Origin of the sequence: Streptomyces sp. IBSBF 3136, from assembly GCF_036815105.1 — a bacterium.
Classification (GTDB): Bacteria; Actinomycetota; Actinomycetes; order Streptomycetales; family Streptomycetaceae; genus Streptomyces.
The window spans coordinates 1-10,865 of record NZ_JAJSZC010000249.1 but is presented as its reverse complement, the minus strand read 5'-3'; the positions used below and the strand labels follow the sequence as shown (position 1 = coordinate 10,865).

12 protein-coding genes are annotated in these 10,865 nt (G+C 73.2%); 4 read left to right on the top strand and 8 right to left on the bottom strand.

What is annotated here, in order from left to right:
* Positions 1-16: 16 nt before the first annotated feature.
* Entirely contained in the window at positions 17-892 is an 876-nt protein-coding gene (locus tag V7E45_RS34605; RefSeq protein WP_333778213.1) for an ABC transporter permease, read from the top strand.
* 1 nt (position 893) lies between these two features.
* On the opposite strand, the gene V7E45_RS34600 is transcribed toward V7E45_RS34605, so the two are convergent.
* On the bottom strand, positions 894-1,226 hold the full coding sequence (locus tag V7E45_RS34600) for an ATP/GTP-binding protein (protein ID WP_333778212.1): 333 nt from the start codon (positions 1,224-1,226) through the stop codon (positions 894-896).
* Positions 1,227-1,448: 222 nt separating this feature from the next.
* Here V7E45_RS34600 and V7E45_RS34595 point away from each other — a divergent pair, with 222 nt between their 5' ends.
* Positions 1,449-2,477 (top strand): LLM class flavin-dependent oxidoreductase, encoded by a 1,029-nt coding sequence (locus tag V7E45_RS34595; RefSeq protein WP_333778211.1) that lies wholly within the window; start codon positions 1,449-1,451, stop codon positions 2,475-2,477.
* Between the two features lie 134 nt (positions 2,478-2,611).
* On the opposite strand, the gene V7E45_RS34590 is transcribed toward V7E45_RS34595, so the two are convergent.
* Positions 2,612-3,004, bottom strand: coding sequence for an SCO5389 family protein (locus V7E45_RS34590; RefSeq protein WP_020942287.1), 393 nt, complete (start codon positions 3,002-3,004; stop codon positions 2,612-2,614).
* Positions 3,005-3,302: 298 nt separating this feature from the next.
* On the opposite strand from V7E45_RS34590, the gene nucS reads away from it, so the two are divergent.
* Positions 3,303-3,974: an endonuclease NucS gene (gene nucS / locus V7E45_RS34585; protein WP_333778209.1), complete on the top strand. Its 672-nt coding sequence runs from the start codon at positions 3,303-3,305 to the stop codon at positions 3,972-3,974.
* Positions 3,975-4,043: 69 nt separating this feature from the next.
* On the opposite strand, the gene V7E45_RS34580 is transcribed toward nucS, so the two are convergent.
* The 3 genes from V7E45_RS34580 to V7E45_RS34570 all read right to left on the bottom strand — a co-directional run bounded on the left by V7E45_RS34580 (position 4,044) and on the right by V7E45_RS34570 (position 8,099).
* Complete coding sequence (locus V7E45_RS34580) at positions 4,044-6,494, bottom strand: ATP-binding protein (RefSeq protein ID WP_333778208.1); 2,451 nt, start codon at positions 6,492-6,494, stop codon at positions 4,044-4,046.
* A gap of 269 nt (positions 6,495-6,763) precedes the next feature.
* On the bottom strand, positions 6,764-7,087 hold the full coding sequence (locus tag V7E45_RS34575; RefSeq protein WP_020942284.1) for an STAS domain-containing protein: 324 nt from the start codon (positions 7,085-7,087) through the stop codon (positions 6,764-6,766).
* Positions 7,088-7,250: 163 nt separating this feature from the next.
* The gene (locus V7E45_RS34570) at positions 7,251-8,099 is read right to left on the bottom strand and encodes a 3-hydroxyacyl-CoA dehydrogenase family protein (protein ID WP_333778207.1); all 849 of its coding nucleotides are present in this window, start codon (positions 8,097-8,099) and stop codon (positions 7,251-7,253) included.
* A 321-nt stretch (positions 8,100-8,420) separates the two neighbouring features.
* On the opposite strand from V7E45_RS34570, the gene V7E45_RS34565 reads away from it, so the two are divergent.
* Complete coding sequence (locus V7E45_RS34565) at positions 8,421-8,993, top strand: cob(I)yrinic acid a,c-diamide adenosyltransferase (RefSeq protein WP_333778206.1); 573 nt, start codon at positions 8,421-8,423, stop codon at positions 8,991-8,993.
* Positions 8,994-9,033: 40 nt separating this feature from the next.
* Here the strand turns inward: V7E45_RS34565 and V7E45_RS34560 are convergent, their stop codons facing one another.
* The 3 genes from V7E45_RS34560 to V7E45_RS34550 all read right to left on the bottom strand — a co-directional run.
* Positions 9,034-9,309 carry a hypothetical protein gene (locus V7E45_RS34560; protein WP_333778205.1) on the bottom strand — a complete coding sequence of 92 codons (276 nt, stop codon included), beginning with the start codon at positions 9,307-9,309 and terminating at the stop codon, positions 9,034-9,036.
* A complete protein-coding gene (locus tag V7E45_RS34555; RefSeq protein ID WP_333778203.1) occupies positions 9,309-9,710 on the bottom strand; it encodes a hypothetical protein in 402 nt (133 codons plus the stop codon). The genes V7E45_RS34560 and V7E45_RS34555 overlap by 1 nt, the downstream gene beginning before the upstream one ends.
* A gap of 60 nt (positions 9,711-9,770) precedes the next feature.
* Positions 9,771-10,865 (bottom strand): sensor histidine kinase (locus tag V7E45_RS34550; RefSeq protein ID WP_333778202.1); only part of this gene is annotated, 1,095 nt, incomplete at its 5' end.

Below are 10,865 nucleotides of genomic sequence, written 5' to 3'. Positions count from 1 at the left end.
AGCCCGAGGACGCCCGATGAGCACCCACCAGCCCCCGATGCCGCAGGGATCCCCCGTCGCGCCCGACCGGCAGGCGGCCCCCGGCGGGCCGTACCCCGGCTACAGCTCGCCGATCCCGGTCGTGCGCACCCACCTCGGCCACGCCCTCGCGTCCGAGTGGACGAAGATCAAGTCGGTGCGCTCGACGATGTGGACGCTCGGCGTCTTCGTCCTGCTCGTGGTCGGCATCGGCCTCATGGCCGGTGTCGCGGTCCGCGGCTCGGGCGACCTCGGCGGCACGAGCCCGCTGACCCTCGGCTTCTTCGGCCTGCTGATCGGCATGATGTGCATCATCACGCTCGGCGTGCTGACCACGGCGTCCGAGTACGGCACGGGCATGATCCGCACGACGATGACCGCGTGCCCGAGCAGGGCCCGGGTGCTGACCGCGAAGGCGATCGTGTTCTTCGTCATCGCCTTCGTGGTGACGCTGGCCACCGTGTCGTTCGTGGCGATGGTGCAGACGTCCATGCTGGAGGGCAACGGCGGCCGCTCCCCCTCCGGCGGGGAATGGCTGAAGGCCACGGTCGGCATCAGCCTCTACATCGCGCTGCTCGGCCTGCTCTCGCTGCTCGTGGGCTCGATCATCCGGCACTCGGCGGGCGCGATCACCATCATGATCGGCGCCGTGCTCGCCCCGCTGGTGATCGCCCTGTTCATGAACGCCTCGTCGCTGGAGAAGGTGCAGAAGGCGCTGCTGGAGTACTCGATCCCGAGCCAGATGGGCGTCTTCTACGACAACACCCTGAGCTCGTCCGGCCCGACGGGCTGGGACCCGCTGTGGATCATGCTCGGCGTGACGGCGGCGGCGTTCGCCGGCGCGTGCGCGCTGCTGCAGAGCCGGGACGTGTAGCTCAGAACCTCGGCGCGTTACGGGACCGCTGCACCCGCGTGGTGCGGCGGTCCTTCGCGTTCCAGCACGCCTTGTGCCAGTGGCGGCGGTCGTCGACGCCCGCGTGCTCCGGCCAGGCCACCACGTGCGGGACGGCGGAGGGGATCAATTGCTCGCAGCCGGGACAGCGGTAGGTCTTGCCCTGCGCGCTCGCCCCGGCGACGTGGCGCACGCTCCACTCGTCGCCCTGCCAGCTCTCGGTGGACTGCCAGCCGCCGTACCGGCCGGCCGAGTCGTCCTCGGCGCTCCGGCCGGACGCTCCGGCGGCCTTCGGGCGGTTGCGACGCGGGGACACGGGACACCTCTCGGGGCTATACAGGAAGCACGGACCGCATCCAGCCTACGCGGGTTCCGCACGGGTACCCGAAGCGCTCCAACCCGTACAAGTCCCCCTCCGGGGCGGCCCATTCTGCAGACAATCCGCAAATCTCTCTGCCAGGCCGTGTCCTCGGCACGTGTCAGACGGTTATGCCGGGTGGGGGAGCTCCGGGTCGGAGCCAAGGAAGCAGGAAATGCGATGCACGTAGGTAGTTTTGTGCTGGCGGCACAGTTCCCGGGGCAGGGCCACGGCGAGGCACTGCACCGGGCGGTCCGCGCGGCGGAGGTCAGCGAGGAGGCCGGGCTGGACGCGGTGTGGCTGGCGGAGCACCACTTCGTCCCGTACGGCACCTGCCCGTCCGCCGTCACCCTGGCCGCGCTGCTGCTCGGCCGCACCCGCCGCATCCGCGTCGGCACCGCGGTCAGCGTACTGCCCACCGCGCACCCGGTCGCACTCGGCGAGCAGGCGGCGCTGCTGCACCTGACGAGCGGCGGACGGTTCACGCTCGGCGTGGGGCGCGGCGGTCCGTGGGTGGACCTCGAGGTGTTCGGCTCGGGCCTCGGCGCGTACGAGCACGGGTTCCCCGAATCACTCGATCTGCTGGTGCGCTGGCTGAGCGAGCCCTCGGTGTCGGCGTCGGGAGAACGGTTCTCCTTCCGCGAGGTGCCCGTCGTGCCCCGTCCGTCGGAGGCACTGACGGACACACCCGGGCCGGAGGTGGTCGTCGCCTGCACCTCCCCGTCGAGCGTGCGGCTGGCCGCCGAGCGCGGGCTGCCGATGCTGCTCGGGATGCACATCGGCGACGAGGAAAAGGCCGAGATGGTCGCCCTGTGGCGGCAGTTCGCCCGGGCCGCGGGGCGGCCGGCCGAGGAGATCGCGGGCGCGGCGCACGTCTCGGCCGGCGTCTGCCAGATCGCGGACCGGCGCACCGGCGCGGCGGAGACGCTGCTGAAGGCGATGCCGGGCTGGCTCAAGCAGGGCCTCGACGCGCATGTCACGGTCGACGGCCGGGCGCGCTCGATGCGCGATCCGCTCGCCTACACCGAACTGCTCTGCGGACTGCACCCGGTGGGCACCCCGCGGCTCGCCGCCGACCGGCTCGCGGCCACCTCGGAGCGCACGGGCATCTCCCGCTTCGCCCTGCTCGTCGAGGGTTCCGGCGACCTCGCGGCCACGGAGGAGAACCTGCGGCGGCTCGGCGCCGAGGTCCTGCCGCAACTGCGCTGACCGGCCGCCGGCTCCCCCGGGGCACGGACGCGTCACGGCACCACGGGGGCTTGCCGCCCCAGTACGCAAGCACCTCCCCCGGATGGAGCGGCAAGCAGCAGGGCCCACTGCGTCAGTGGCCCGTCGATCACGCGTCAGCAGTCCCGAAACTCCGGCGACTGGTTCAGCAACTGGCTGCGCACCGAGGTGAAGCGGGCCAACGTCTCGTCGACCGAGGCGTCCAGCGGGAACACCGCCACCCGGTGGCAGTTCTGGAAGGCCAGCCGCACCCCGAAGTGCCGCTGCAGGGCGCCGCGTATGGCGTCACTGGCGAGCGCGCGCAGCAGCTGACCGCGTGCCTGCTCGTCCGGCGGGGGCGTCTGGTTGTCGGCGAAGGAACCGCCGTCCACCTTCAGCTGGGCCACCAGGGAGCTGATCATCTCCCACGCATAGGGCAGGGAGGTCCGGACGCAGTCGACGAATGCTGCTTCGTCGACCTCGCCTCGCTCGGCCTGTTCGAGTAGGGCCGGTGAGACGTCGAGCGACATGGGTTCTCCTCTCGCACCCCCGACGAGCAGGGGTTGCCGGACAGATGCGGAAGTTCGCGATTTCGAACACGCTGCGTACACACGTCGCGACCTCCCGTTCTCTACGGTAGGCAACGGTCGGTGACCACACCAGCAGATTGCGTATATGGAACGGTCCCGTTGCGCCCACAATCGGCCAAGGATGAACAAGAGTTACCAGGATGAATGGGGTGGCCCACCGGGACCCGGTGGACGGGGGATGCGGACGGGAGCAGGGCGAATCGCGTGCACCCGCGCGCGTCGAGTAGCGTTGCCGACCATGCGTCTCGTCATTGCCCGATGCTCGGTCGACTACGCCGGCCGGCTCACCGCCCACCTGCCCTCGGCGCCCCGCCTGATCCTGGTCAAGGCGGACGGCAGCGTCTCCATCCACGCGGACGACCGGGCCTACAAGCCCCTCAACTGGATGTCGCCGCCCTGCACGCTGAAGGAGGGCGCGGGCGACGACGAGGGCGTCTGGACCGTCGTCAACAAAGCGGGCGAGAAACTGATCATCACGATGGAGGAGATCCTCCACGACTCCTCGCACGAACTCGGCGTGGACCCCGGCCTGATCAAGGACGGCGTGGAAGCGCACCTGCAGGAGCTGCTCGCCGACCGCATCGAGACGCTGGGCGACGGCTACACCCTGATCCGCCGCGAGTACATGACCGCGATCGGACCGGTGGACATCCTGTGCCGGGACGCGGACGGCGGGACGGTCGCCGTGGAGATCAAGCGGCGCGGTGAGATCGACGGCGTCGAACAGCTCACCCGCTACCTCGAACTGCTGAACCGCGACCCGCACCTCGCCCCGGTCCGCGGTGTCTTCGCCGCCCAGGAGATCAAGCCGCAGGCCCGGGTCCTCGCCACGGACCGGGGCATCAACTGCCAGATCCTGGACTACGACGCCCTGCGCGGCATCGAGGACGACAAGCTCCGGCTGTTCTGACCGGGCACCACCGAAAGACCCCGGCGGGGGTCGGAGGCCGTCGCCCGGGGCGACGGCCTCCGGCCCGCCCTACATCACCGGGCCGGAGCTGCCGGCCGTACCGTCCGGGGACGAAGGGCCGCTCGCCGAGTCGCTGGTCGACGGGGTGCTCCCGGACGGCGTCGCCGACGGCGAGGCCGAGGGTGACGCCGACGGCGAACCGGACGGGGACGTCGACGGCCGGGTCGACCTCGTCGGCGTCGGAGTCGGGGAACCCGGCCTGTGCGTGGTCCGCGACGGCGTCGGGGTCGCGCCCCCGCCCCCCGGCGTCCGCGAACCGCTCGGGTGGACCGCCGGGCCGGTGGTGGCCGCGGTCGGCGCCGGGTCGTCCGAGGTGCCGTAGGTGCCGTCCGGACCCGGGTCCGTCGGGCTGCTGCGGGGAGTGGACGTGCGGCCGCCGCCGGTGTCCTTCTTCGGGTCCGCGCCCAGGCTGCCGTCGTCCAGGTCCTGGCTCACCGACGGGTTGACCTCTACCTTGCCCGCCGGGTCCTTCCCCGAGTCCTGACCGGACGTCATGCCGAGCGTGACGACCGTGCCGAGCACCACCGCGAGCAGCGCGCCCGACCCGGCCGCCACCAGGTTGCGGCGGGCCGGCCGGCGCATCCCGCCGCCGGACCCGGCGGGCGGCCGGCGGGTCACCAGGGTGTCGCCCGCGAGGCCGTACGAACCGTGCGCCGCGGGCACCCCGCCCGGCGGCGACGCCGACTCCTCGTGCCGCGCGTCCGGCACCTCCTCGCCCGCCGTCGACGGCATCCCGGGCGCCTCGCCCGAGAGATCGGCGACCAGCGCCAGCGCGCGCCGCCCGGCGACCGCGCCCCGCTTGTCGGCGAGCGCCCCGCGCAGGCCGGCCGCCGTCTCCAGCTCGGCCCGGGCCCGCTCCAGCCGCCCCTCGCAGAGCGCGAGCACCCCCAACTCGTGGTGGAAATAGGCCTCGTCCGCCGACTCACCGGACGCCAGGCAGGCCTCGGCGCCGAGCCGCAGCGCCCGCTCCCAGGCGCTCCAGTGCAGCCCCGTGGCGAAGGCGGGCGCGGCCGTACGGGCCAGCCGGACCGCGACGCTCTCCTCGTCCTCGGCCGGCGGCACCGTGGAGGGCACCACGACGGTGAGCGCGGCGAGCACCGCGTCGGCCTCGGCGCTCACCCGCTCCGGGGTGACCGAGGGGTGCCCGGCCCACCAGGCGTAGTGCTCGGCCGCGGTGAGCGCCCGGGCCTGCGCCTCGGCGTCGTAGCCGGCCGCCTCCAGCTGGGCCTGCACACCGGCCGCGAGACGGTACCGGGCGCCCACCGGGGACACCAGCCCGCAGCTCGCCAGTTCACCGAGCGCGGCGTCCGCGTGGGTGTCGCCCACCAGCGCGGGCAGATGGGCCTGGTGCGGCACCTCGCCGCCGAGGGCGACGGCGAAGCGGAGCGTGGCTCGGGCCGAGGCGCTGAGCCGGGAGGCGAGCAGGGGCGCGGGTGCCGCCGCCTCGGCGAGCGAGGGCAGCGGCACCTGCTCGGCCGCCGCCTCGCCGAGCACCGCTTCGCCGAACACCGCCTCGACGGGCGACCGTACGTCCTCGAAGACGCCGTACTCGTCCACCGCGCCGGTGCTGGCCCGCAGTTGCTCACGCTGCCGCAGCAGGGCGCCGGCCTGGACGAACCGCAGGGGCAGCCCCTCCGACTCGAACCACAGGTCGCCCGCCCAGTTGGCCTCCTCCTCGGAGAGCACGCGGCCCACGGCGCGCTCCAGGATCTCCACGCCGGCCGCGCGGTCGAGTCCGCCGAGGAAGACCTCCTCGACCTCGGAGTCGGCGGTGGGCGCGGGGACGTCCGGGGTGGCGCCGAGCAGGAAGGCGCACTCGGGGGTGGCGTCGAGCAGTTCCTCCAGGGCGGCGCCGCCGAACTCCAGGTCGTCCACGACGACGACCGCGCCGATCTCACCGACCAGTTCGAGCAGTTCCTCCCGCTCCGGCCGGTGGCGCGGGGCGTCGTGGACGGCCTGGAAGAGGTCGTGGAGCAGATCAGTGGCCGTGCGCCGGAAACCGGTGAGCCGGACGACGCCGTCGGGGGCGAGGTCGAGGCAGTCGTCGGCGACGAGGTCGAGCAGCGCGGTGCGGCCGGAGCCGCCCGGGCCGGTCAGGCGCACGGAGCGGCCGCGGGCCAGCAGGCGGACCAGGCGCTCGCGTTCGTCCTGGCGTTCCAGGAGGGCGAGCGCGGGCAGCGCCGGTCCCGCGGGGACGGCAGGCCGGGCGGCGCGCTCGGTCTCGGCGCGCTCGGCGGCGGTGCGCTTGCGGGGCCGGCCGGGCCGCTCGTGCGGCGGGCAGGGCTCGATCTCGCTGCCGTCCACGGGGTTGACGGTCAGCAGGAAGTCGCCGGAGACGAGCTGCGCCGTGCGGACGACCGCGGGCGTGCTCTGACCGAAGTCGGTGGTGAGGGATTCCCGGGGCGGGCGGCGGCCTGGAGCCTGGCCCTGCTCCTCGGGTCCCGGAGTGATCGGGTCCATGGGTTCCAGCTCCCCAAAAGCGTCGTGTGCCCTCATCAGGCGGCCCCTCCCGGCCTGTTGCACACCGTGCTGTCGCTTCTGGTCCGGGCCCGCTCGAGGGTTCATACGGCTGCGGGCGACCGAACCCTAAACCTTCGCACAGTATCTACGACAGGGCGGGGTGCCGCCCGGCCCGAGACGTCACGGTCCGGTGAGGATTGCCCCCGACGCGCGGTTCGACTGCTGCGTCCGGCTCCTGCCCGACACCCGGTCACCACCCGATCACGGCCTTACACCCGGGGCAGCGACTCCACCCCGATACCGCCCTCGATGGCGAGGATGCGGTGCAGCCGGGTGGCCACCAGCAGGCGCTGCATCTGCGGCGGGACACGGCGCAGCACCAGGCGGCGACCGCAGCGGCCGGCCCGCCGGTGGGCACCCATGATCACGCCGAGTCCGGTGGCGTCCCAGGAGTCCAGTTCGGACAGGTCGAGCACCAGGTCCCCGACTCCGTCGTCGACGGCCGAGTGCAGGGCCGTACGGGCGTCCGCCGCGCTGCGGACGTCGAGGCGGCCCCCGACGACCAGCTCGGCGTGGTCGCCCCTGATGTACATATGCGCTCCCCGTTGAGTGCGGTGTGCGTACTCCGTGTCGGTGCTCATGTTGTGCAACGTCTGACTGCTTGAGTGGCAGAGCGGTTGCTGTTTGTAAGCGAACCGATACCGAATTCACCCCCGGGAGTGATGCTCCCGGGGCGTGCGTCCGGTCGTGTACGGGTCAGTACCGGTAGAAGCCCTGCCCGCTCTTGCGCCCGATGTCACCGGCGTCCACCATCCGGCGCATCAGCTCCGGCGGGGCGAACTTCTCGTCCTGGGACTCGGTGTAGATGTTGCTGGTGGCGTGCAGCAGGATGTCCACGCCGGTCAGGTCCGCGGTGGCCAGCGGGCCCATCGCGTGGCCGAAGCCCAGCTTGCACGCGAGGTCGATGTCCTCGGCCGTGGCGACGCCGGACTCGTAGAGCTTGGTCGCCTCGACGACGAGGGCGGAGATCAGCCGGGTGGTGACGAAGCCGGCGACGTCGCGGTTGACGACGATGCAGGTCTTGCCGACGGACTCGGCGAACTCCCGGGCCGTGGCGAGGGTTTCGTCGCTCGTCTTGTAGCCGCGGACGAGCTCGACGAGCTGCATCATCGGCACCGGCGAGAAGAAGTGCACGCCGACGACCCGCTCGGGGTGCTCGGTGGCCGCCGCGATCTTGGTGATCGGGATGGCGGAGGTGTTGGAGGCGAGCACGGCGTCCTCGCGCACGATCTTGTCGAGCGCGCGGAAGATCTCGTGCTTGATCTCCAGCTTCTCGAAGACGGCCTCGACGACGATGTCGGCGTCGGCGGCGGCGTCCAGGTCGGTGGTCGCGGTGATGCGGGCGAGGGCGGCCTCGGCGTCGTCCGCCGCCAGCTTGCCCTTGCCGACGAACTTGTCGTACGAGGCCTTGATGCCGTCGGTGCCACGCTTGAGAGCCTCGTCGGTGACGTCACGCAGGACCACGTCCCAGCCGGCCTGCGCGGCGACCTGGGCGATGCCGGACCCCATGAGACCGGCCCCGATGACGGCGAGCTTCCCTGCCACTCCGACTCCCTTGTACGCGTTCGACGTCTGCCTCTCCGGCGGACATTAGCGCTCGGGTGGCACCTTGAGGACGGTAAGTAATGCGTGTCACTGTCTCAGCGCGTGAGACACCCGTCACGTCCCGTACGGCGGACCCGGCGCTCCTCCCGGCGGTCGTCCCGACGCGCCCGCGGCCCTTCCGGCCGGGGCGTCAAACCCCCGCGATTTCAACCCTGTTGCCGCCGCGGGCCGCCTCCTCGCGCACGGGTCCACCGCGCCGCGGACGCTCCCGTCGACCCGGAGGCGTGTTCCGCCCGGCCGAGGTGTAACTACGCTGGTCGCATGGTCAATCTGACGCGCATCTACACCAGGACCGGCGACCGGGGCACCACCGCCCTCGGTGACATGAGCCGGGTAGCCAAGACCGATCTGCGGATCTCGGCGTACGCCGACGCCAACGAGGCCAACGCGGTGCTCGGCACCGCGATCGCGCTGGGCGGTCTGGACGCGGAGGTCGTCGAGGTCCTCACCCGCGTCCAGAACGACCTGTTCGACGTGGGCGCGGACCTCTCCACGCCGGTGGTGGAGAACCCGGAGTTCCCGCCGCTGCGGGTGGAGCAGTTCTACGTCGACCGGCTGGAGGCGGACTGCGACCGCTTCAACGAGCGGCTGGAGAAGCTGCGCTCCTTCATCCTGCCCGGCGGCACGCCCGGCGCGGCCCTGCTGCACCAGGCGTGCACGGTCGTGCGCCGCGCCGAGCGCTCCACCTGGGCCGCCCTCGAGGCGCACGGCGAGCACATGAACCCGCTCACCGCGACCTACCTCAACCGGCTCTCCGACCTGCTGTTCATCCTGGCCAGGATCGCCAACAAGGAGACCGGCGACGTGCTGTGGGTGCCGGGCGGGGAACGCTGAGGCGCCCCGCCCGGTCCCCCTCGCGCCGGTCACGCCCGGCTCAGCGGTCCGTGCCGCCGGCCGCGGCGCCCGCCGCGCCACCGTTCGCGTCGTCGGCCGCGTCGCGGTCCGCCGCCGCGGCCGCGGACTCGGCCGCGTCGACCTTCTTCCGTATCTCCGCGTAGCCCTCGGGCGCGCCCGAGGAGGACGTGGAGGCGGAGGGCGCGGAGGAGGGCGGCGCCTTCGGCGCGGCCCCGTCGTGGTGCGCGCAGCCCGCGACGAGCGTGCCCAGCAGCGCCGCCGTCGACAGGGCCACCCACCCGGCGCGCGCCCGCATCAGCCGGCCGCCTTGCCGCCGCCGTTGTCCCGGCACCAGGTCCGGACGTCGTTCAGGTCCTTCTGCCGCTGCTTCAGGTTCGTCGCCAGGGACTTGCGGAAGTCCAGCCGGTCCTGGAGGAAGGTGGCGATCTCGGTGTGGCCCGCCTGCTTCGCGTTGTCCACGCGCCGCTGCAGCCGGGCCACCGAGCCGCGCCGCCCGGCTCCCGCGTCGAGCCGCTTCAGGGCCCGCTCGATCCGGCGGTCGAGCTTCGGCACCCGCTTGCACAGGGCCCGTGCCCCGTCACCGGTGGGGCCGGGTGCGGGGGTGGTGTCGGCGGCCGCCGCGCCGGTGGTGCCCGCGAGCACGGCCGCCGCGGCGAACCCGGCGAGCAGCACCCTGGTGTGTCGTCGTGCGTTCATCCGTCTCTCCGTTCCGTTCGGTTCCCGGACGGCCCTGTCGTCCGTCCGACGGGACGGAGGTTAGGAACGGTCTTTGGGGAAACTCTGTGACCGTTCTGCCCGGTCTGTCCCGATCAGCCAGTCCCGTCGCTCGGGCGGGGTGCCGTCGCCCGAGGGCAGCCGTATCTCGAAGCGGGCCCCGGTGCCGTCCGGCGCGTCTGTCACCAGGGCGCTCCCCCGGTGCAGTGCCGCCTGCTGGGCGACGAGGGTGAGGCCGAGGCCGGAGCCCGAGCTGTGCGGGCCCCGCCGGAACCGCTCGAAGATCCGTTCGCGGGCGTCGGACGGCACCCCGGGGCCCCGGTCGGTCACGGTGATCAGGACCTGGCCGACCTCGGCCCGCACGCCGACCGCCACGGTGGCCCGGCCGTCCGGGTCCCGGCCGTGGGCCAGGGCGTTGGCGAGCAGGTTGTCGAGCAGCAGCCGCAGGCCGGCCTCCCAGCCGTGCACGGTGGAGCCGGGTGGCGCGGCGAGGGTGATCACGGCGTCCGGGGCGCGGCGCCGGGCGTCGGCGACGGCGGTGTCGGCGAGGTCCGCGAGGTCGACGTCGTGAAAGGCGTCCGCGTCGACCAGGTCGCCGCGGCCCAGTTCGCGCAGCATCACCAGGAGGCCGAGCAGCCGGGCGTGTTCGCGGCGCAGGTCGGTGAGGACCTCCGTGCGGTCGGGGTCGGGCAGGCCGGGGTGGTCGGCGAGGATGTCCAGGTTGGTGCCGATGCTCATGAGCGGGGTGCGCAGTTCGTGCGCGGCGGCCGAGGAGAAGGAGCGGGCGGTGTCCAGGGCCTGGGCGGTGCGCGCGGCCTGTTCGTCGTAGCGGGCGAGGACGGTGCGTACGGTGGCGGCCAGTTCGTCGACCTCGCGTACCCCGGTGTGTTCCCCGGGCGGGCGGGTCGTGCTGGTGCGCGGGTCGAGTCCGGCGGTGCGCCGGGTCAGGCGGCGCAGGGGTGCGCTCGCGCCGGTGGCCAGGCCCCAGGCGAGCAGCCCGGACAGCGGGGCGGCGAGCAGTGCGGTCAGCAGCACCCGGCGCCGGACGAGCCGGAGCCGGGTGCGGTCGGCGGTGTCGGGCGCGAACACCCACAGGGTGCCGGTGGCGCGGGCGGTCCGGACCGGCCGGGCCAAGGC

Excerpts from the sequence above, each read along its gene's own strand:
- V7E45_RS34590 (WP_020942287.1), bottom strand. The coding sequence starts at position 3,004 with ATGTCGCTCGACGTCTCACCGGCCCTACTCGAACAGGCCGAGCGAGGC.
- V7E45_RS34605 (WP_333778213.1), top strand. The coding sequence starts at position 17 with ATGAGCACCCACCAGCCCCCGATGCCGCAGGGATCCCCCGTCGCGCCC.
- V7E45_RS34560 (WP_333778205.1), bottom strand. The coding sequence starts at position 9,309 with ATGCGGGCGCGCGCCGGGTGGGTGGCCCTGTCGACGGCGGCGCTGCTG.
- V7E45_RS34555 (WP_333778203.1), bottom strand. The coding sequence starts at position 9,710 with ATGAACGCACGACGACACACCAGGGTGCTGCTCGCCGGGTTCGCCGCG.
- V7E45_RS34580 (WP_333778208.1), bottom strand. The coding sequence starts at position 6,494 with ATGGACCCGATCACTCCGGGACCCGAGGAGCAGGGCCAGGCTCCAGGC.
- nucS (WP_333778209.1), top strand. The coding sequence starts at position 3,303 with ATGCGTCTCGTCATTGCCCGATGCTCGGTCGACTACGCCGGCCGGCTC.
- V7E45_RS34595 (WP_333778211.1), top strand. The coding sequence starts at position 1,449 with ATGCACGTAGGTAGTTTTGTGCTGGCGGCACAGTTCCCGGGGCAGGGC.
- V7E45_RS34565 (WP_333778206.1), top strand. The coding sequence starts at position 8,421 with ATGGTCAATCTGACGCGCATCTACACCAGGACCGGCGACCGGGGCACC.
- V7E45_RS34575 (WP_020942284.1), bottom strand. The coding sequence starts at position 7,087 with ATGTACATCAGGGGCGACCACGCCGAGCTGGTCGTCGGGGGCCGCCTC.